Annotated in this window: 15 protein-coding genes; 4 read left to right on the plus strand and 11 right to left on the minus strand. The window is 59.6% G+C overall.

The genetic code is table 11. The annotated features are described in order from the left end of the window. Window positions 1–41: 41 nt before the first annotated feature. Window positions 42–3167, minus strand: coding sequence for a glycoside hydrolase family 38 C-terminal domain-containing protein (locus tag HCK86_RS22425; RefSeq protein WP_246739734.1), 3126 nt, complete (start codon window positions 3165–3167; stop codon window positions 42–44). A 177-nt stretch (window positions 3168–3344) separates the two neighbouring features. Here HCK86_RS22425 and HCK86_RS22430 point away from each other — a divergent pair, with 177 nt between their 5' ends. Then, the gene (locus HCK86_RS22430; RefSeq protein ID WP_176086724.1) at window positions 3345–4682 is read left to right on the plus strand and encodes a glycosyl hydrolase family 28 protein; all 1338 of its coding nucleotides are present in this window, start codon (window positions 3345–3347) and stop codon (window positions 4680–4682) included. 125 nt (window positions 4683–4807) lie between these two features. Here the strand turns inward: HCK86_RS22430 and HCK86_RS22435 are convergent, their stop codons facing one another. Together HCK86_RS22435 and HCK86_RS22440 are read right to left on the minus strand one after the other, a co-directional pair. Next, window positions 4808–6025: an META domain-containing protein gene (locus HCK86_RS22435; RefSeq protein WP_176086725.1), complete on the minus strand. Its 1218-nt coding sequence runs from the start codon at window positions 6023–6025 to the stop codon at window positions 4808–4810. Between the two features lie 87 nt (window positions 6026–6112). Beyond that, on the minus strand, window positions 6113–6883 hold the full coding sequence (locus HCK86_RS22440) for a copper homeostasis protein CutC (RefSeq protein WP_176086726.1): 771 nt from the start codon (window positions 6881–6883) through the stop codon (window positions 6113–6115). A 670-nt stretch (window positions 6884–7553) separates the two neighbouring features. Between HCK86_RS22440 and HCK86_RS22445 the strand changes: the two genes are divergently transcribed. After that, complete coding sequence (locus tag HCK86_RS22445) at window positions 7554–8063, plus strand: hypothetical protein (RefSeq protein ID WP_176086727.1); 510 nt, start codon at window positions 7554–7556, stop codon at window positions 8061–8063. 346 nt (window positions 8064–8409) lie between these two features. On the opposite strand, the gene HCK86_RS22450 is transcribed toward HCK86_RS22445, so the two are convergent. Genes HCK86_RS22450 through HCK86_RS22460 form a run of 3 tightly spaced genes read right to left on the minus strand, consistent with a single transcriptional unit; the run spans window position 8410 to window position 12724 of the window. Next, complete coding sequence (locus tag HCK86_RS22450) at window positions 8410–9873, minus strand: M81 family metallopeptidase (RefSeq protein WP_176086728.1); 1464 nt, start codon at window positions 9871–9873, stop codon at window positions 8410–8412. A gap of 11 nt (window positions 9874–9884) precedes the next feature. Continuing rightward, window positions 9885–11807 (minus strand): family 20 glycosylhydrolase, encoded by a 1923-nt coding sequence (locus HCK86_RS22455; protein WP_176086729.1) that lies wholly within the window; start codon window positions 11805–11807, stop codon window positions 9885–9887. A 53-nt stretch (window positions 11808–11860) separates the two neighbouring features. After that, complete coding sequence (locus HCK86_RS22460; protein ID WP_176086730.1) at window positions 11861–12724, minus strand: MurR/RpiR family transcriptional regulator; 864 nt, start codon at window positions 12722–12724, stop codon at window positions 11861–11863. Between the two features lie 180 nt (window positions 12725–12904). Here HCK86_RS22460 and HCK86_RS22465 point away from each other — a divergent pair, with 180 nt between their 5' ends. Together HCK86_RS22465 and HCK86_RS22470 are read left to right on the plus strand one after the other, a co-directional pair. Then, window positions 12905–13393 carry a hypothetical protein gene (locus tag HCK86_RS22465; RefSeq protein WP_176086731.1) on the plus strand — a complete coding sequence of 163 codons (489 nt, stop codon included), beginning with the start codon at window positions 12905–12907 and terminating at the stop codon, window positions 13391–13393. A gap of 14 nt (window positions 13394–13407) precedes the next feature. Beyond that, a complete protein-coding gene (locus tag HCK86_RS22470) occupies window positions 13408–14868 on the plus strand; it encodes a M81 family metallopeptidase (RefSeq protein WP_176086732.1) in 1461 nt (486 codons plus the stop codon). 16 nt (window positions 14869–14884) lie between these two features. On the opposite strand, the gene ugpC is transcribed toward HCK86_RS22470, so the two are convergent. The 5 genes from ugpC to HCK86_RS22495 form a co-directional block, all read right to left on the minus strand. Then, window positions 14885–16018 carry a sn-glycerol-3-phosphate ABC transporter ATP-binding protein UgpC gene (gene ugpC, locus HCK86_RS22475; RefSeq protein WP_176086733.1) on the minus strand — a complete coding sequence of 378 codons (1134 nt, stop codon included), beginning with the start codon at window positions 16016–16018 and terminating at the stop codon, window positions 14885–14887. Between the two features lie 80 nt (window positions 16019–16098). Next, window positions 16099–17274: an ABC transporter substrate-binding protein gene (locus HCK86_RS22480; RefSeq protein WP_246739738.1), complete on the minus strand. Its 1176-nt coding sequence runs from the start codon at window positions 17272–17274 to the stop codon at window positions 16099–16101. 225 nt (window positions 17275–17499) lie between these two features. Then, window positions 17500–18357 carry a carbohydrate ABC transporter permease gene (locus tag HCK86_RS22485; protein ID WP_176086735.1) on the minus strand — a complete coding sequence of 286 codons (858 nt, stop codon included), beginning with the start codon at window positions 18355–18357 and terminating at the stop codon, window positions 17500–17502. Next, entirely contained in the window at window positions 18354–19238 is an 885-nt protein-coding gene (locus HCK86_RS22490; protein WP_176086736.1) for a sugar ABC transporter permease, read from the minus strand. Before HCK86_RS22490 ends, HCK86_RS22485 begins: the two co-directional genes overlap by 4 nt. Before the next feature lie 9 nt (window positions 19239–19247). Next, window positions 19248–20426: a Gfo/Idh/MocA family oxidoreductase gene (locus HCK86_RS22495; protein ID WP_176086737.1), complete on the minus strand. Its 1179-nt coding sequence runs from the start codon at window positions 20424–20426 to the stop codon at window positions 19248–19250. Window positions 20427–20858 lie beyond the last annotated feature (432 nt).

Here is a 20858-nt window from a genome sequence, read left to right on the forward strand (position 1 = left end):
CGCCATCCGAAACACATGGTGCGCCCCCGCCGCCTGGCTACTCAATCGCCTTTCCTGCCGCGCAGCGCAATCGTCTTGATCTCGAACGGCCTGAAGGAAAGCTGCACCCTGCCCCCTTCCAGCGGCAAGGCCCTCGCCTGTTCCTCAAGCAGATCGGTTTCATGCACTGTGGCGATATCCGCACCGAGCGCAAGGACCGCCTGCTGGCGGGCGCCGTGGCGCTCCCAGAGCCTGATGATCACGGCCTCACTGTCCTCGGCCCGTTTCATCGCTTCGATGGCAATGGCCGGGTTATCGACACTTATGGGTGCCGAAAGGTCCACTTTCGTGCCGGGACCGAGCCCGCCAATGGCCGTGAGCGGTTGATTGAAAGCCTCCGCCCGGGCCGGAATCTGCGAGGCGGCGATGCCGCGATGGAGCATAATGCCATAACGGAAGCGGTGTACGCCCTGATCCGCCCCGTCAAAGGGCCAGGTGGGCGAGCGCAGAAGCGTCAGGCGCAGGGTCGTGCCCCTGGCGTCGTAGCCATATTTGCTATCGGTCAGGAAGGCGGCGCCGAAACCCGGCTCACTCATCGAGACCCATCGCTGCATCGGGCATTCAAACCGGGCGACATCCCAGCTGGTATTGGCATGGCTTGGCCGCGACACATGGCCGAACTGGATTTCGGCCTCGGTTTCGGCGGCGGCAATCTCCAGCGGAAATGCGGCCTTGACCAGCGTGTTTTTCTCATGCCAGTCGATGAAGCTATCAAACTGCAAGACGTCATCATCGGCTTCCAGCGCAACAATCTGCACCAGCGTTGATGACTCGTAGCGCCATTCAAAGCGGATCGCCGCGCGATAGGGTCCGCGCTCGACCACCTCGGCTTCGACCAGCCCGTCAATCTCGAAAAGCTGATCCTCGAAGGTGCGGTCGATATCCCAGGCATCATATTCAGCCGGCAGATCGCGATAGGCCTGAAGCCGGTTACCGGTCATTCCCGCCACCAGCGCGTCGCGACCACTGGCCTTGTCGATCAGGCAGCAGAGACGGCCGCTGGCGTCGAAGCGCGCCAAAAGATGTGCATTCTCCAGACGATCCGGCGCAACCTTAAGACCGCCGCTGCCGGAAGCCGGGGCCGGCGCCGGTCCCACCGGCAGGCGACTGGCGGAGAGGCCGGGAACTGGCGCGACCGGCGCCGCCTCGGCTTTTGTCCCATCTGCGCAATAGACCGTCTGGCTTGCCTTGTCCGCGAGCATCTGCGGTCCAGAGCCCGGCAATCTGACAAGGCCGCCCGTAGCCTGTGCGAAAGGATTGACGACAAGCACCGTGTCACCGCCGGCAAGCCTTTCAGCAAGGCCCTGCCGCAAGACCGCAGCATCCGCGAAAAAGGCGGCATAGTCGCGCGCACTGTCCTCGTAGACCAGGCCAATGGAGGACCCCGGCAGGATATCGTGAAACTGGTTAAGCAAGGCGATATCCCAGAGTGCTGACAGCGCCTCTGCCGGGTAATCGGCAACGCCGCCACGCCATGCAAGTGTGGCAAGCACTTCCAGTTCGCGCAGCGTCGCTTCTGCACGGCGATTGTTGCGCTTGACCTCGCCGACCGAGGTGAAGGTTCCGCGATGGAACTCGAGGTATAGCTCCCCGACCCAGACCGGGTAATCGCTCGGGCTTTGGCGTATGCGTTCGACGATCCGGTTCAGAACCGGGCCCATGAAACCCTGCTCCACTTTCGGGCAGCCCGGAATGCCGCGTTCCATGCGGCGGATATGTTCCAGCATTTCGCGGGTCGGCCCGCCGCCGCCATCGCCGAAACCATAGACGAGAAACAATTCGTCATTGGTCTCCTTCTGGGCATAGCGCTTCCAGGTTCCCATCACGTGGCTGGCTTTGAGATCGGGGCAATAGGTGGTGCCGATCGAGGTGCTCTCCATCGGCTGGGTGGTGAGGAAATAGGTCGGCGCCTGGCTGCCATCAATCCCCTGCCAGAAGAAGGTCTCGTTCGGCATCCGGTTGGTGTCGTTCCACGACATCTTGTGGGTGACAAAGACGTCCAGCCCGGAAAGCTTCATGAGCTGCGGAAAGGCGGCACTGTAGCCGAATGTATCCGGCAGCCAGAGCACATGCGGGCGGACGCCGAACTTCTCGCCATGATAGCGCACACCGCGCAGGATGTGGCGCACCAGCGATTCTCCGCCGGTCATGTTGGCATCGGGCTCCAGCCACAGGGCGCCCTCGATTTCGAACTGCCCGTCCTTCTGCCGCGCGCTGATTTCGTCAAAGAGCGCCGGATAGTCCTGCTCGAGATAGTCAAGCAGCAGGCCCTGATTATACATGAAACGGTACTCGGGATATTGCGCCATCAGCGCCAGTGCCGTTGCCATGGAGCGCGCCATTTTCTGTCGTGTCTCGCGCACCCGCCACAGCCAGGCGACGTCAATATGGGTATGACCGGTGACGGTGATCCGGGGCGCGATGTCACTGTCGCGGGCGGCATAGATCCGCGCGGCGATCACGCTGGCACGCTCAAGGCTTGCGGCAAAGCGCGCCGGATCGCCGGGCCGCAGATCCACGGCATTCAGCGCCTCATAGATCGATTTCAGCAGGAAATCGCGGCGATGGTCATTCTGATCGAGATGTTTTGCGACGTCGAGAGGTGTCCGAAGATCATAATAGAGCGCTTCGGCGGCAAGGTCATGGACCAAAAGCCGGGCACCGAAGCCGAGCTGGCGCCGGTCCTCGATCGTTCCGGCTTCGATCATGATGTCAAAGCAATCGCCGGCCTGCGCCGTCTCCGTCAGCAGGATCTCGCGGTGGTTATAGTCCGCCCCTTGCGCGATCCTGCCGTTGATGCGCACCAGGCATTGCGGGTCCGATCGGCCCATGACCCGCCCGAAGGCGGCTTCAATGCCGAGATAGAGCCGCTTGCCCGCAAGCGCGGCCGGCACGCTCACCCGGCCGGCAAACCAGAAATAGCGTTGCGGCTCACCCCAGACCGTGTCCCGCGTCACGGCTGTCCAGTCCGCATGCGGTCCCGCCAGCATGTGATCGCGCTGCTCCGGCACGGCCTCGGCAAATTGAAAGGCAACGCTATGTTCGGTTGTCGTGAATATGCGCTGCGCAAGCACATCAAGCAGATGTGCGACCTTGGAAAACTGAGCCAGCTTGCCCTCCCTGAACAAACATATGCGAAATTCATAAAATTTTTTGCACCATCTGATCTGAAAACCAGATCCCTCCAAAGATGGTTGAATTTAGCGCACTATTGCAAATCATTGCGGATCAGTCTAGTGACCGCTGGTGCTTATGTTGTCCAGAATGGACGGAATTATAAAAATTTTTTTATGATCGGAGGAGACATGGCGCAGCCACGGGAGATCCGGATCGCAAGCAGTGCGAGCCCTGCGACCCAGCGCATACAAAACGCGATAGACAGCGCCGTTGACGGCCCTGTCCGCATCGTTCTGGAACCGGGACCGCATCATTGCGACGGCTTGCAGCTGCGCTCCGGCGTCACGTTGCATCTGAAAGCCGCGGCCGAGCTGATTTTTGCCGACAGCTATGACGCCTATGCGGGAAACACGGTCGACATCATCGCCGAGGAGAGCGACCGGGCGATGCTGGTTGCCGCAGGCGCGCGCGATATCGCGATTACCGGCGAGGGCCGGATCTTATGCAATTCCGGTGCCTTTGCCAGCGATGACGACCCGGAGATGGGGACGCTGGTCCCGGCAATGCATCGCCCCCGGCTTCTGGTGCTCGACAGCTGCAGCGCCATCACCATAACGGACATCACCATTGTCCATTCGCCGATGTGGACCCTGCATTTCGTCGACTGCAGCGCGGTTGTGATCCGCGGCGTCACCATCGACAATGACTGCCGCATGCCCAATACGGACGGCATCGTCATTGATGGCTGCCACGACGTGACGATCAGCGATTGCGACATCGCCACCGCCGATGATGGCGTGGTGCTGAAGACGACACGGCGGCGCGACGGCAGCCTTGCCGCAAGCTGCGAACGGATCCATGTCCATCACTGCCGGGTCTCGTCGCAGTCCTGTGCGCTGAAGATCGGGACCGAGAGCTTTTCGCCCTTCCGCAACATCGTCTTTGAACATTGCGAGATCGTCGGCTCCAATCGCGGGCTCGGCATCTTTTCCCGTGATGGCGGCACGGTGGAGCGGATCCGCTTCTGCGAAATCCGGCTGGACTGCCGCGAGACGCCGGATGGTTTCTGGGGGTCCGGCGAGGCCCTGACAATCAACGTCATCAGTCGCAGACCGCAAGAGCGGCGGGCCGGCTGGGTCCGTGATGTCGAGGTCAGCAATATTTCGGGCACCATGGAAGGGGCTATCAACATCTGCGCCGAACAGAGCGGCGATATCACCGGCGTCAACCTGAAGAACATCGCGTTGCAGCAGCGTCAGGGCTTCCATGGAACGGCGCGAAGCTATGACCTCAGGCCAACGCCCGCCGATCTTGGCGGCGCACCCGAAGGAGGTGGGCGCATGAATGCCTGGCGGAAAGGCAGCGATGGACGGGTGATTGGGCTGATCGATTATCCGGGCGGCATGCCCGGCATATTCAGTGCCAATGTCGGCGATCTTGCGCTCGCCGAAATCGTGATTTCCCGTCCGGACCCGCTGCCCGACGGCTTCAACCAGCAGGCCGTCGTCGCCGTGGGCCCGGCCTAGCGCACCGGCTCGAAAATCGGACTCGATTTTCAAAAAGAACGATGCGTAGATTCAACACGATAGAGCGTCCTGCTGCGTCCAAAAGGACGCACGGCGCTCTAGCACGGCACACTGGCGCCCGGCCCTCACCGGCCGGCGAGCACCGCGACCGTATCGCCCGTCATCAGCTTGAGCTTGCCGTTGCTGCTGATATCGAAAGCGGTGACCGCGACCAGCGTGTCGAGAAAGGCCTTTTCCTGTGACATCGTGCCGGCGGCGCACATCTTTTCCGTGACGGCGAGCGGACCGATCTTGACGGCGCCCTCGCCATCGATCACGAAAGCGCCGCTGAACTGGTTGCAGCCGGCAAAGCCCGAAACCGTGCCGTCGTCCATCACGGTGAGTGTCGGCGGGTTGTCGACGGCAAGCGCATGGCCGCCGATTTCCTCAACCGTCCATGCCTTGCCGGACAGCAGGCTCAGCGTGTTGCCGCCGCAGCCCTTCAGCGTTTCTGTCAAAGTCTTCAATGTAATCGTCTGGGGATAGATCCGCCCGCTCATATCGTCACGGCAGATCCCGTCGCTGACCGCAAAATCCAGACCGAGCTGCGGGAAACCATAATGATAGGCGCCGCTTTCGATTTCCGGTTCGGGCAGATCGAGATCAAGCCGGTCTGCGCCGTAATTGAGATCCAGCGTCAGGCGCTGGTCATCAATCCGGGCCATCCAGCCCGGCTCATTGCCCTGCGCAGACCAGACCTTGCGGGCAATCGGCTTCAGCGTGCAATCGGCCGGATCGCGGCCCTCAAGTGTCAGGGTGCCGGACTTTCCATTGCCGCTGAAGATGGTCTTGCCATCAAGGCTCTGGTAGCGCACGCCGCTCACCACCACCGTGGGCGCAAGTTCTTCGGCGACACCGTTGCGCTCGAGCACTGCGCCGTCCTGATTGAAGCCGATGCGCATGGTCTCGTCACCACAGATCAGCAGATCCGAATAGCCGGTGTCGACATAGCCATGCAGCATGACGGTGCCAAGATCGAGCGCCCCGGAACCGGCGGCAATATGAACCGGATCGCTGATCCAGCGCACCTGCCCCTCAACGGTGAAGGCAACCCGCAGAAGGCCCTGCATCTTGTCGGGAATATCGACGCTGAAATCGACCGGCACCTGCTTGCCGTCGGTCGGTTCCGTCGTCAGGCCGAGTTCGGCATCCTGAAATCCGGTGACCTCGACCACAAGCTCGGCATCCTTTGGCAGGATGACGCGTTCGCGATAGGCCGCCTTGCCTGAAATGCTGCGCATCTCGTCAGCCAGCGCTGGCGTCACCGCTGCCATGGCCAACAAAACCATCAAAAAGCGCAACATTTTCATCTCCCTTGCTGATTTGCCTGTCGCGACAATGTTGTCTGTCACGCACAGAAAGACAACTCTCAGCGCAAAAGAATATGCCTCTCAGACCGTTTTTATGTCCGTATTGTCAGCGCATACGGACGTTTCGGCCATCGCCTTCCTGAGCGCACGCACCGCGCCCGCATCGGTTTCACGCGGGCGCGGTGCGGTAAAACCGGCAAGCGGCAGAGGCTCTGTCGCGGCAGCCCGGCTGCAGGAGCTGTGCAGCTCGACGATGCCGGGAATGGCCAGAAAGGATGCGGCATTTTCAGCGGTGACGCCACCACCCGGCATCAGCGACACCCGACCTTCCGCACGCGCTGCAAGCCGCGCGATCAGCGCGATCCCGGCAGGCGCCGTCGGTGCCTGGCCAGATGTCAGGATCCGGCCGATGCCGAGCGCCATCGCCATGTCCATCGCCGCATCGGGGTCTGTTGTCAGATCGAAAGCACGATGCAGCGTGATGTCGAGATCGCCGGCGGCGGCAACAAGCCGCGCCATTGCCGTCCGGTCAAGCCGTCGGCCAGCATCAAGCGCCCCGATCACCACACCGGCAGCGCCGGCAGCCCGGCAAAAGGCAATGTCGTCGCACATGATCGCCAGCTCGTTCGCGTCGTAACAGAAACCGCCGGCGCGCGGACGGATCAGAACATTGACCGGCAACCTTGTCTTGGCGGCCAGGGTGATGAAACCCGGCGAGGGCGTCAGCCCGCCGCAATCCAGAGCGGCGCAGAGCTCGATCCGGTCAGCCCCGCTGCGGATGGCCACATCCAGTCCCGCAGCATTTTCCACACAGACTTCCAGCCGGAAAGGATCGTTGGGTCTCTCTGTCATGGATGCCTCCGAAAACCGTCGAGATAAAGAACCAGCAGCGCTCCGGCAAGGCCCGCCGCAGCGGCAAGGATCGCTGCCTAATTCGCTAATCTCTCCCGAGCAACCGTTTCACTGAATAGCTTCTCAAATGGGTACATTATCATCGGTCTCACTTTTGCAGCCAGATAACATGAAATGTTCTGTCGGTATTTCGTAACCACATAAAGTTGGTTGATGAAAAAAGATGTGAAAAATCGAAAAATAAATATTTAATTCCAGTCTACATATGCAAAAGCAGATTAATTTGAGGCTATATTCCCGACATAAATTCGCTAAATCGGGTTCGTATTTTGGGTCTCATCCGCACTGCGTTTCGCGTGATAAAATACACAGTTGGCTTCCTTATAACGTGCGGTACGGTCGCAGCCATCATCAATGGCGATCCTAGACTGAAGCAGGATAACCACGCCCTATGGCTTCTCGACAAAATCTCGCTTCTTTTTCAAACTATCAGTTTTTTGATATTCAATTACCCATTCGGGGTTATCATCGCTCTTGTCTGCACTGTTGTTTTGGTCCATTTGTTCTTCTATATACCCGTGGACAAAGAGCGCTCTGAGTACAATGATAAACTCGAAGCATCTAGGGCAAAAAGAAAGAAGAAACCCAAGAAAGGTAGGAGACGAAATCGATGACCTGGTACGTGCCGCTCATCTGGTCTCTGATTATCGTGGTCACATATGCCTACGCCGGACGGCGATTATCTGGATTTTTCCATCCAGTTAAGATGGAGCTTGTCGACCGCGCTGAAGAACTGCTCAATCATCCCAGGATGAAGGAGCAAGACCGTAATGGGATCGAGATGATATTAGACTGCCTATACAGCAACCGTGCTGCATGGGGTTTTGCGTTTGCGACCATTATCTTCTCTTTTTCTGCTGCAATCATGAAGCTGAAAAATTTTAGCCGCAAACAGCAAACGATAGATCCGCCCTATAAACGCCAGCTTCTCCAGTTTCTGCGGCTCGCCACTCTATCGATCCTGTCAAATAGCCTTGGTGCGTTCATTCTGTTTTTTGTATGGATGGCACTGGCAATCGTGATCACTTTGCCGGTCAAGGAAGCAGCGAAAAAAGCGGCTTTTGCATCAACAAAACACCATACAAAATCCGTTCATCATCATTTCGAGAAAGCTGCATAACAAACTTTCTCATTTGGGAAGACAAACCCGCTATCATTCCCATTGGCGGGTTTTGTTTAGGGTAGCCTCAACGCATGCCGCATCGGTTGCACAATCAACTGCACCACGGCATCTCTGGTCTACGCTAGCACTGCACCGGAAAAAACGGAGAATGCTCTGAGGAAAGGCTGCTTTGCCGCAAGGTCAAGCCTTTCTTCCAACTCCTTCAGCGCGATTGCGAACAAAAATCACCCCACCGTTGGAATACGGATGGCAGGTGTGCTCCGCACGAGCGGGAACATGGCCGACATTGAAGAGGCAGGCGCAACCCCATCAATATAGCCCTCACAAGGCGTTTTGGTCACGCTTAACAGTCCTCGCCATCCGCCGCGGCCCAGCGCGCCGAGCAGCGGACCTGCGGCGCAAAATCAAAGCCCTTCTCGAACGGATAGGTCGGCTTGATCCGGCGTGCATTCGGCAGGGCTTCGATGTCCTGATTGATCGCGCCATCCGTCAGCGCCATCAGGTTGGGCCGTGCAATCGGCGCCAGTTCCGGCGACAGATAGCCGGATTTTACCACCAGAAGCCGCCATGTCTCGGGATCGAAGCCGAAACGGGTGAAATCGGCAATGTTGTGATAGGGACGGCGGCGCGCCGAAAGCACCACCGTGATGCCGCCCGTGGCGACAACGGCCTGCCGCTCGTCCGCGTCACCCGGATCATCAAGCTGCAGCACGTCCACGGCCAGCGTGATGGACGGACTTTTGGGATCGAGCCTGCCGCCGATCGAAAGCGCCATGCGCGCACCGGTCCCGGACGCGAAGCAGGCCTCTACCGCCGCACGGTCGGCGATACCGGCGATCAGAGCGCCGTCGAAATCGCGCTCCACAAGCGCTTTCAGCACATCCGCCCGGTCGCCGACGCCGCCGCCGGTCGGGTTGTCGCCGGAATCGGCCAGAATGACCGGGCGGGTCCGGGCTTTTTCCGCCAGATCCAGCATGTCCTCAAGCGGTCCGGTCACCGGACCGAAGGCAAAGTCGTTGCGCGCATTCCAGTAGGAAAGGGCAATCGCAGCCGCAGCTTTTGCTGCCGCGCCGTGATCGCTCGCCGTCACCACGGCGCAGGCCGTCGCCCGGGGCTCATCCGCCCAGACATAGCCGATCATCAGATTGGCATCCCAGATGCCGTCCATCGCGTCATAGTCCGCCAGCTGGCGATAAAGCGACGCCGCCGGCTCGTCTTCCGTCGACGTGCGTTCGCCCGGCAGCAGCACCGGAACCCTTGCCCAGGCGACACCGGGACGGATCCCGGTTTCAAGCGATTTCACCAGCATCGTGTAGGCCCGCGTCATGGTCTCGCGCACATCGATATGCGGCGCGGTGCGGTAGGCGGCGAAGATATCGATCTGGTCGATGATCGTCTGGCTGACATTGCCATGCAGATCATAGCTGACAGCAAGCGGGCAATCCGGGCCGATAACCGCCCGCGCAGCTGAAATCCAGTCGGCCTCGGCATCGTCCATGCCCTCGACATTCATGGCGCCATGCATGGCGAGGTAGAGCCCGTCGATCGGCAGGCTTTGTTGCAGCCGCATCAGAAAATCCGCCTTGAATGCCTGATAGGCTTGCGCCGAAACCGGACCGCCGGGAACCGCCCTTGCGTGGAGAAGGGGCGCGATCGCAACATTTTCCGCGTTTTTCAGAAAGCCGAAATAATCGGACTCGATCAGGCCGGAGCCGGAAACAACGCGGAAATGTTCCATCTCCATGAGCGCCGGATTTCCCGTCGAACATTCGGTATGGATACCGCCAACTGCAATCCTGAAGGTCATCCCCTTCCCCCTCAAAGCTTCGGACCAAGCGGCGCGATGGCGGCAAAACGCTGCCAGTCCTTCGCCGCTTTCGGCGTCCAGGCCGCTTCCGCAACGGCATAAAGCCGCGGAAAGACCAGATGGTTGAAATAATCCCGGTTGAGAAAATGTTCGCCCCAGATACAGGCCTGCACACCGCGCAGGCGGTGCTGCAGCGCATCGGGAAAATCGCCCGCAGCCTCGTAACTGTAGCTGTGCGCGGGCGGAACGGTGCCTGCCCAGCTGGCGCCCGGCTCCTGAAAGGCCTCATCCTGTACCATGTCGAGATAATAGGCCTGTCCCGGCGTCATCACCACATCATAACCATCTTCGGCCAGTGCGATGCCGACTTCCGGCTTCTGCCAGGCCATCAAAAGCGCGCCTTCGCGCGCAACGCCGCCGCCATGGGAGACTTCATCCCAGCCGGCCAGCAGCCGGCCGCGCGCCGTCAGCATGGTCTGGATCCGCTTCATGAAAAAGGATTGCAGGCCGAATGTGCCCTCCAGCCCGTTCTCGTCCATCAGCCTGCGCGCCAGCGGCGAGGCCATCCAGGTATTGGCCGCCACCTCGTCGCCACCGACATGGATATAGCGGCCGGGGAAAAGCGCGACCATCTCGTCAAACACCCTGCCGAGAAAAACATAGGTTTCCTCAATCGCCGGGTTGAGCGCATTGTTGGGAAAGCCCTGCACCGAGTGGTAGCTTTCCGGTGCTTCCTGACCGTCCGTCAGTTCAGGCAAGGCCGCCAGGATCGCAGTCGAATGACCGGGAATATCGATTTCCGGCACGATTTCAATGCCGAGTGCTGACGCATGGGCAACGATGTCACGCACATCATCCTGGCTGTAGAACCCTTGAGCAGCTTCCGCGCCATCACCAAGCTGCGGCAGCATGACGGTACCAGGCGCACGGGTTGCGCCGATGCCGGTCAGCGCCGGATAGGCCTTGATCTCCAGCCGCCAGGCCTCATCATCGGTGAGGTGCCAGTGGAAGATGTTCATGCGGTGCCAGGCGAGAATATCGATGAGACGCAGGATATCGCCCTTCGGATAGAAATGCCGCGACACATCGAGGTGGGTGCCGCGCCAGCCATAGCGCGGCTGGTCCGAAATCGTACCCGCCGCGGGAAAGCGGAATTTCGAACCCGTGATGCGGGCGGCATCGAGCATCTGCGCCAGCGCGGTCAGACCATATTGAAAGCCCGCATCCGATGACGCCTTCAGGAGGATCACCGGATCATTGAAATCAAGCGCATAGGCCTCTGCGGCAAGCGTAGCATCGCTAACAAGCGAGACGGCACGTCCGCCATCGACCGGTTTCAGGCTGAGCGGCGCGTGGCCAGCGGGAAACAGCCGGGCAAACAGACCGGCAACATTATCGACAGCGCGAAGACCTGCAAGCGTGGTTCCAGCGACCGGAAACAGCGCCACCGGCGGCTGATCGGCAGGCGTCAGTTCGAGGAATGCCGGGTAAGGCAGGAGCGCATAGGGTTCGCTGAGCCTGCCCTCCGGCAGGCCCGCTGGCGGGCGGCGGGAGGGGGAACCGGCCAGCATCAGGTCGTCAACCGAAACATCGGCATAACGACCGCCGGCCAGAATGAGAAATGCGGACTTGGCCCCGTCGGTGCGATGAACGGCAGGCCGCCACAGCCCCTGAACGGCAAAGTCCCAACGCTCGCCCGGCGCCAGCGAAAAACCCTCCGGCGCGGCAAATTCATGATAATTGGCATTGCGCCGGACAAAGACCGCATTGTCACATTGCGGAGCGCCAATGGTGCGCGTCAGCGATGTGTAGACGAGCGAAAACCCGCTCAACGTCTCGTCGGAGAGATTGACCAGCGAAAAATCGAAACACCCGCCGCGATCACCCTCGACGGGGCGCCAGCTGTTTTCAAGACGGTACACGGATTTGGTCATGGGACCCCTCTTTTTTTAAAAATGCCTTTGCGGCTTGGACGTTGTGCGGAAGCTCAGTCGCCCAGCAACTGGCTGTCGTCCTTGTCGCGATGCAGGACCAGCTGTTTCTTGATATTGCGCAATGTCGGCGCCGAGAGCGCACGCGTCTTGTAGGCCACCATATTGGCAATGATGTCCGTAACGGCCAGATAGGCAAACCGCGTCGAGGTGGGGCGGAAAATATTCTGGCCTTCAGGCAGATCAATGCCGATCACCAGATCGGCGGCCCGCGCCACCGGACTGTCGCTCTGGGTCAGCGCGATGGTCCTGATGCCGGCATTTTGCGCGGTCTCCAGCGTATGTGCCAGTTCATGGTTGCGGCCGGAAAAGGAAGAGGCGATCAGCACGTCATCGGCCGTGGCGGATGCGGTCAGCATCAACTGCATGGTCTGATCGGAACTGGCGGTGATGCGCTTGCCCAGACGAAACAGCCGGTTCTGCACCTCAGACGCGATCATCGAGGAATTGCCGCCGGATCCAAAGGCATAGATCATGGCCGCAGCGGCAAGCCATTCAGCCGCCTGCTCCACCTTCGCCGCATCGAGCGAACGATGCATCAGGAACAGCGCATTCTGCGCCTTGGTCACGACATCAGCGGCCACATCGTCAGCGCCGGAGCTGGGAGCATCCGGGTTAAGGTAGCGCACGCCCACATAGGCGGTCTTGGCCAGCTTCACCTTGAAATCGGCAAAGTTCAGGCAGTTGAGACGACGGCAGAAGCGCGTCACGGTCGGCGCCGAAACACCGGCGCGCCCGGCCAGCTCGACGATCGATGCATTGACAGCAAAGTCGAAATCATTCAGCAAAATCTCGGCAATGCGCTTCTCGGCCTGCGAAAATGCAACCTGCTCTTCCTGAATGACCGCGAATATATCCATGCGCCTTGCCGCCCCTCGTCAAGGCTCCCGAACGATCCGCTGTCCGGTCCGGCCGGCCACGCGATGGAAAAGAGCCGATTGTCTAAATTATTTTCTTTGTTCGTTGACATGGCAGCACAAAAGCGCTCATTTGACTAGAGAAAAACCCGATTTACGAAAATAATTTAGATGAAGGGCAGGATGCGCGATCCTTTCACCAATCCGTTTCCCGAAGCGGACACCGATCGCCGGGCGATCTGGAACATGCTTGTCGATCGCGATATTGCCGCCTTTCTTGCCGCCGACTGGACCATGGTCGAAGATGATTTCGTCTCGATCGGTTTCTTTGCGCTCAATGCCGGCGGCAAGCCCGATCCCGATGACTGGAAACTCGGTTTCCCCGATCTTGCCCATTACCGCGATGAATGGCTGCGTCAGGCGAAAGACTTCGCCCGGGGCGCCTACAAGGATGACCCGCGCCAGGCGATTTTCAGCGCCACCACGCTGGAGGAGATCGAGATTGCCGGGCCGAGCGCTCTGGTGCGCAAGAAATTCAGTGGCGGCATCACACGCTCCGATGGCGGCTTTGATGCAATGAACTGGCAAACCTTATATTACTGCCGCTTTGAAGAGGGGCGCTGGAAGATCGCCGGCTTTACCGGCTACCTGCCCTTCCCCTTTCCGGCATAGGAGAGGAACAAAGGGTGCGCATCTTCACCGCAGCACTGGCAACCGAGACCAACACATTCTCGCCGATCGCAATTGATCGCAGCGCCTTCGAGGCCTCCTTTTATGCCGGACCCGGCGCGCATCCCGAGACGCCGACGCTCTGCACGGCGCCGGTCACGGTCGGACGCGACGTCTGTCGAAAGAAGGGCTGGACGCTGATCGAAGGCACAGCCGCCTGGGCCGATCCGGCAGGTCTCGTCAACCGCACGGCCTATGAGGGCCTGCGCGACGAGATCCTCGATCAGCTCAAGGCGGCAATGCCGGTCGATGCTGTCGTGCTCGGCCTGCACGGTGCCATGGTCGCCGCCGGCTATCTCGATCCGGAAGGCGATTTTCTGGGCCGGATTCGCGACATCGTCGGGCCTGGTGTGCTTGTCTGCGCCGAGCTCGACCCCCACAGCCACCTGACGGCAAAGCGCGTCGCGGCGGCTGATTTCTTCATCGCCTTCAAGGAATTTCCCCACACCGATTTTGTCGACCGGGCGCGGGACCTCTGGCGCATTGCCGTTGATACGCTCGAAGGCCGGGTAAGGCCGGTCATGTCGGTCTTTGACTGCCGCATGATCGATGTGTTTCCGACCTCGCGCGCGCCGATGCGCGCCTTTGTCGATCAGCTGATCAGCCGCGAACAGGCCGACCCGGATATTCTCTCGCTCTCGGTCATTCACGGCTTCATGGCCGGTGATGTGCCGGAAATGGGCACCAGGACGATTGCCGTTACCAATGGCAATGCAGCAAAGGGTGCCGCCATCGCCCGCGAGATGGGGCAATGGCTTTTTGAACGGCGCGGCACGTTCCGCATGCCGGAGGTTGACGAGAAAGAGGCCATCCACCAGGCGCTCGGCATTCCGGAAAAGCCGGTCGTGATTGCCGATATGTGGGACAATCCCGGCGGCGGTACGGCGGGGGATGCAACGGTGGTGCTGGCCGAGATGCTGGCTGCAGGCGTGCGCGATGTCGCCGTCGGCACCATCTGGGATCCGGTCGCCGTCTCGATCTGCCGCGCGGCAGGCGAAGGGGCAGAAATTCCCTTGCGCTTTGGCGCCAAGTCAGCGCCTGGAACCGGCAATCCGATTGATGGCACCGTGCGTGTCCTGAAGGTCAACGACACGGCGGAGATGCGGTTCGGCGAAAGCATCGTGCCGTTTGGCCCCGCCGTCACGGTGGCGCTGAACGGCATTGAGATCATCCTCAATACCGTGCGGGCGCAAAGCTATGACCCGTCCCTGTTTTCGGTGATGGGGATCGATCCGTCGCAGAAAAAAATCCTGCTGATCAAGTCGACCAACCACTTCCACGCAGCGTTCTCGAAGATCGCCGCCGAGATCATCTATTGCGCCGCCGGCTCCCCCTATCCGAACCAGCCGGCGAAAACCGCCTACCGCCACGTGCGCAAGGATATCTGGCCGATGGTGGAAAACCCGTTCGAAAGCTGAAGGACGGACGTGCGCCTCACCCCGCCTCGGGGGCGAGGACCGTCTCGAAATCGAAGGCCGTCAGTTCGACCTTGCGCTCCAGCGCATAGCCGGCCGGATCAAACAGATGGCAGTCACCGGCATTGATGCCGATGGTGATCTCCTCATCGACTTTCACCGGCGCGGAACCGGCACTCAGCGAGCAGAACGTCGTCTCATCATCCAGCGCCGCATAGGCAATCGTGTTGATACCGAGGCGTTCGATCACGTTGGGGGCGATGGTAACGGACATATCGCCAGGTCCGAGAACGGTATGTTCGGGGCGGATGCCAAGCGTCAGCACCTTGCCTTCCAGATGCTGACGCGGGGCGACCGGAACCGTGATCGTCTGGCCGCGAAATTCCACCGTCACCCCCTCGTCGCTGACCGATATGCAGGTCACCGGCAGGAAATTCATCTTCGGATTGCCGATAAAGCCGGCAACGAAGAGATTGCGGGGCTTGTGGTAGAGCTCCAGCGGTGCGCCGACCTGGGCAATGTCACCGGCATTGAGCACGACGATCCGATCGGCCATCGTCATGGCCTCCACCTGGTCATGGGTCACATAAATCATCGTCGCCTTGAGGTCGTGATGAAGTCTTGTGAGCTCGATACGCATTTCGGAACGCAGTGCTGCATCGAGGTTGGACAGCGGCTCGTCAAACAGGAAGATCTTCGGCTTGCGGACAATGGCCCGGCCAATGGCGACGCGCTGGCGCTGGCCACCGGAAAGCATGCCCGGCTTTTGCTGCAGCCGCTCTTCAAGCTGCAAGATCTTCGCCGCCCCCTCGACACGGTCCCTGACCTGAGCCTCGGCCATTTTCTGCACCCGGAGCGGAAAGGCGATATTCTCGTAAACGCTCATATGCGGGTAAAGCGCATAGGACTGAAACACCATGGAAATGCCGCGCCTGACCGGCGGCAGATTGTTGACGCGCTCGCCGTCGATGGTGATGTCGCCGCCGGAAATGTCCTCCAGCCCGGCAATCATGCGCAGCAGCGTTGACTTGCCACAGCCCGAAGGGCCTACAAATACGACAAACTCGCCCTCGTTGACATTGAGATCGATGCCCTTGATGACATCGTAAATCCCGTAATTCTTGTAGATTTTCTTCAGTTCAAGCTGTCCCAACGGGCATACTCCTGGCAAAGGCGACCGGCCAACATCGATCATGCCGCCGCCCGGAATTGCCATTCCGGGCGGCGACTGGATTATTTGTAGTCTTCGATTTCGACGGATGCCGCCTTCAGCGCATCGGCGGGTTCCTTGGAGCCGATGACGACGGACTGAACCATATCGATCATCGCATTCTGGAAGGCCTGATAATCGGTGAAGAGCGGTTCGGGCCCACCGAATTCGATGCCATCGAGGAAGGGCTTCCAGGACGGATCTTCCGCGACCATGTCCGCAACACCCGGAACCGGGCGCAGCGGCGTCAGGCCATGGGTCTTTTCATAGTAGAACTGGTTGTCGGGATTGGTCAGCCACTTGGCGAGGCTGATCGCCTGATCCTCGACGCCCGTCCCGTCGAACACGGCGATGCTGTCGGTGATCAGCAGCGTGCCGGGACCCTTGGCCTCGGGACCCTCGGGCAGAAGGGCGACGCCCCAGTTGAGGCTGTCATTGACGCGGTTGCGCACCCACGGGCCCTGCTCGATCATCGCCACCTTGCCGTCATTGAAGAGCGGCGTCAGCTCGTCCTGCTCGTAGGCCGTCGGACCTTCCTCGGAAACGTCAACCATCTTCTTGTACCACTCGAGCGCCTCGAGGTTCTGCGGGCTGTCAAGGACGATGTTGCCGTCGGCGTCGATCACCTGGCCGTTATTGGTGTAAACCCAGTGCAGGAACTGGTGCATGGTGTTGTCGAAGCTCTTCGCCGTCAGGCCATAGCCGGCAACGCCGGTCTTGTCCTTGATGGTTTTCGCCATGTCATACATTTCCTGCCAGGTCTTCGGCGGGGTATCGGGATCAAGCCCGGCCTCTTTGAACAGGTCCTTGTTCCAGTAGAGCGCCTTGGTGGAAAAGGCGGTCGGAACGCCCCACTGCTTGCCGTCGAAGGTGACGGTGTCAACGATATGCGGATAGTAGCTCGCCTTTTCCTCGTCCGTCATCGGGATCGGCACGATCAGGCCGTTCTCGGAAAGCTGCTTCAGCGCGCGCGACCCCATATAGGCAAGCGCGATCGGCGTGCCGGCAGCGGCCATGTTGGTGGCCTTTTCCTGGCACTGGCTCCAGCCAACGACTTCCGTTTCGACCTTGTAGCCCGGATTGTCGGCTTCCCATTCGGAAATGAACTTGTCATAGCCTTCGGCCAGCGTGTCACCGCACTGGATCATCGAAACGACCTTGTCGTCTGCCGATGCAGCATAGGGCGCCGATGCGGCCATGAGCAGTGATGCCACGCCAAGGCACAAATGTTTCAAGCGCAATTCAGACATATTGATATTCCCCTTATGTCTTTCGTCCGGTTCTCCGTAACCCGTGGACGGTGCGGGCTCTTCAGGATGACCGCCGGCATTTCGCTTCGGCGGTCCTTTACCCCGGCGCTCGCCATGATCGTTGTCATGGTTCTCCCGAACGCCGGTTGTGCCAGAGGCGGCGTTTCCGCCCTGTCAGGTTTTCACAGCACCCGCCGTCATGCCGGCGACCAGATAGCGCTGCAGGAAGATGAAGACGATAAAGACCGGCAGAATGCCGACGAAACTGGCCGCCATCAGTTCGTTCCAGATCACGTCCTGGCGGCCGAAGAAGGCGTAAAGCCCGACGGAAAGCGGCATGTATTCGGTCTTCGAATTGAAGGTCAGCGCATAGATGAACTGCTGCGCATAGATCGTCAGGAAGGCAGCGATCGCCACCACGGCGATGCCGGGCATGGCCAGCGGCACGATCACCCGGCGGAAGGTGTAGAAGCGGCTGGCGCCATCGACCAGTGCCGCCTCCTCCAGCTCGCGCGGGATCCGCAGCATATAGGTTCTGAGCAGCCAGATCCCGGTCGGAATGGTGAAGGCGACGCCGGGCACGATCATGGCGAAATAGGTGTTGATCAGGCCAAAGGAGCGCATCAGCCGGAACAAGGGGATCAGGAGCACCGCGCCGGAGAACATGTTGACCGCGAGGAAGGCACCGAGCAGCGGTCCGCGCCCCCTGAAATCGAAGCGGGCGAAGGCATAGGCCGCTGGCGTGACGAAGATTACCGCGAGAATGGTGCCGACGCCGGCAATGAAGATCGAGTTGAGGATATAGCGGCCGAGCAGCGGCACCCGCTTCCACATGTTGAAATAGGCATCAAGCGACCCCTCTTCCGGCCAGAATTTATAAGGCGAGGAAAACAGGTGGTTGAGCGGTTTCAGCGACACCATGAACCCCTCGACAAAGGGGGCCAGCACAAAGCAGAGAAACAGTGCCAGACCGGCGTAAATGCCGACCAGCTCGTACCAGCGGTAGTGATGAATGCGCGCGGTCGGTTTCATCGTGCGGCCTCCCCGGAAAAGCGGCTGACACTGCGGAAATAGACGAAGCTGAACAGCGACAGGAAGATGCAGATCATCACCGCACGCGCCGCACCCGCGCCGAATTTGTAGGAGCCGATCGCCACCTTGTAGGTATCGATGATCATGGTCGTCGTGGCGTTCGACGGCCCGCCCTTGGTCAGGATCCAGATGATATCGAAGGAATTGAAGGTCGAGATCAGCGACAGCATCGACATGGTGACCATGGCCGGCACGATCAGCGGCAGGGTGATGCGGCGGAAGCGATAGAAACGGCCGGCGCCATCGGTCCAGGCGGCTTCGTAGAGATCGCTCGGAATCGACTGCATGGCGGCAAGAAGATAGATCGTCACCATCGGCACGCCGATCCAGACATCGGTGACGATCGTGGCGAAGAAGGCCGATGTTCCGGTTGCCAGGATCGGAAAAGGCCCGTCGAGAATGCCGACACGCTGGAGGATGCCGGAAATCATGCCGAACTGGCCGTTATACATCCAGCCCCACATGAAAATGCCGATCGCCATCGGCACGATCCAGGGCGGCATGGTGAGCACGCGGAAGATCGTCTTGCCCGGCACGGCCGCGTTCAGAAGCGAGGCACCAGCCGTGCCGATCAGCATTTTCAGCCCGACCGACAGGAAGGTCCAGATGAAGGTTCTGATGATCACCGAACCAAAGCCACGCTCGAAGATCTTGATATAGTTCTCGAGGCCAACCCAGTCATAGGTCCGCTTCAACGAGGCGTCGGTGAAGGAAAGCTTGAACGTGTCAACCAGCGGATAGGCGACGATCAGCAGCAGATAGAGCAAAGCAGGAAGCAGCAGGGCCCAGGCGAAAATCACGGCGGAGCGCTTGTGATCCATAGTCCCCCCTCAACCGACCGATGCGGTGTAAATATCTTCGCCGTGAAGAAGCGCGTCATAGCGGGCAAAAATCGGCTGCAGGTCGACAACCTTCCGTCCATGTCTGGCCTCGTCCATGGCCAGTGCCAATATTCCGGCCTCGATGGCATCCAGTGCCGAAACAGGCAGGGCGACGCCGTTCTTGATATGGGCGATCACATCTTCCGCCATCTGCTCGTCAGCACCGTAATGCGCCGAACGCTCCGAGGGGGAGGAATAGGTCTTGCCGATCAGCCGGGTACTGGTGCGGGCGTCATGAACATTGAAGAAACCACGGACGAAATCACCCTCGGCCATGCCCTTGGCACCGATCACACAGAAACGGCGAAACTCATCCGGCACGTTGAGATTGGTGTGGAAGGTCATGGCCACACCATTTTCATATTCGATCGTCGCGGTCTGATAATCGATGATGTCCGCATCGCTGTCGAACACCTTGTCAGACCCCATCCAGCCGCTCGGCTTGCGGTAATAGACCTCCATGTCGTTGATGCCGTTCGCCTCGGGCGCATTGGCCGGAATGAAGCTCTTGCGGCCACCGAAACTTGCCACATAACGCGGCCGGGCACCGACAACACCGTTATAGAGATCCAGGTCGTGGCAGCATTTTTCCAGCATGAAGGGCCCGGCATAGCGGGTATAGCGGCGCCAGTCGCGCATAAAAAAAGCGCCGTGATAGGGCGCTATATGTTCAGAGGCCTCGATCGACACCACATCGCCGAGCATGCCTTCGGACTGGGCGCGGCGCAGATCGCGGTAGAGCGGGGAATAGCGCAGCACCAGCCCGACCAGGAGCCGGTCATGACCATAGGTGTGAAGCAGCGCCGCCAGCGCGTAGCTTTCCTCGATGGTGGCGACAATCGGCTTTTCGGAGAAGACGGTCAGGCCCGCTTCAAGCCCCAGACGGATATGCTCAAGATGCATGTGGTTCGGCGAACCGATCATCAGCAGATCAAACCGCGCAGTCTCGATCAGTTCTTCCGGCGTCGCATAGGTCGTACCCGGATCGATGCCAAAATCCGTCAACGCCTGCAGACCGGCGGGCTGCGGATCGACATGCCCCACGATCTCGAAATCGGGGTCCATTTCGCGAAAAATGGTCCCGAGATAACCAAGACGGAATCCGAGTCCGATAATGGCGACCTTCATAGCTGATTGTTCCCACTGTTTTCGTAATTTATTTTCTTAAGACTGAGACATACTACCGAATTCGTCAATTAATTTTCATAGAAAAATCGACATCATGAAAATCATTTTCATAATGTCGCGACGACACCCGATGCGGCAAGGCATTCACGGCAACACGGCACAGCCCCCTCCCGCCGCTCAAGCGCCTTATCCGGCCGCCTCGCCGTTCCCTGACCACCGCTGGACGGGTCAGAAAGAAAATCGCAGTCCTCTCCCAAGAATCAGACCCTAAGCACAACACCACATTATAGTCTAAATCATATCACTTAATCCGATTTCGCGTTATGTGGAATAAATGAAGCATGAAATGGGATAGATATCTTATATTATGCTCAGCTATACACATATATGAACAAACATACCGTGCATTATTCAAAATCTATAGGCAAATAA

The sequence above is a fragment of the Martelella sp. HB161492 genome (genome assembly GCF_013184775.1).
Classification (GTDB): Bacteria; Pseudomonadota; Alphaproteobacteria; order Rhizobiales; family Rhizobiaceae; genus Martelella.

Coding starts and splice junctions, on each gene's coding strand:
- HCK86_RS22435 (WP_176086725.1), bottom strand. CDS start 6,025: ATGTTGCGCTTTTTGATGGTTTTGTTGGCCATGGCAGCGGTGACGCCA.
- HCK86_RS22490 (WP_176086736.1), bottom strand. CDS start 19,238: ATGGATCACAAGCGCTCCGCCGTGATTTTCGCCTGGGCCCTGCTGCTT.
- HCK86_RS22455 (WP_176086729.1), bottom strand. CDS start 11,807: ATGACCAAATCCGTGTACCGTCTTGAAAACAGCTGGCGCCCCGTCGAG.
- HCK86_RS22460 (WP_176086730.1), bottom strand. CDS start 12,724: ATGGATATATTCGCGGTCATTCAGGAAGAGCAGGTTGCATTTTCGCAG.
- HCK86_RS22430 (WP_176086724.1), top strand. CDS start 3,345: ATGGCGCAGCCACGGGAGATCCGGATCGCAAGCAGTGCGAGCCCTGCG.
- HCK86_RS22495 (WP_176086737.1), bottom strand. CDS start 20,426: ATGAAGGTCGCCATTATCGGACTCGGATTCCGTCTTGGTTATCTCGGG.
- HCK86_RS22445 (WP_176086727.1), top strand. CDS start 7,554: ATGACCTGGTACGTGCCGCTCATCTGGTCTCTGATTATCGTGGTCACA.
- HCK86_RS22480 (WP_246739738.1), bottom strand. CDS start 17,274: ATGGCCGCATCGGCGCCCTATGCTGCATCGGCAGACGACAAGGTCGTT.
- HCK86_RS22465 (WP_176086731.1), top strand. CDS start 12,905: ATGCGCGATCCTTTCACCAATCCGTTTCCCGAAGCGGACACCGATCGC.
- HCK86_RS22450 (WP_176086728.1), bottom strand. CDS start 9,873: ATGACCTTCAGGATTGCAGTTGGCGGTATCCATACCGAATGTTCGACG.
- HCK86_RS22440 (WP_176086726.1), bottom strand. CDS start 6,883: ATGACAGAGAGACCCAACGATCCTTTCCGGCTGGAAGTCTGTGTGGAA.
- HCK86_RS22485 (WP_176086735.1), bottom strand. CDS start 18,357: ATGAAACCGACCGCGCGCATTCATCACTACCGCTGGTACGAGCTGGTC.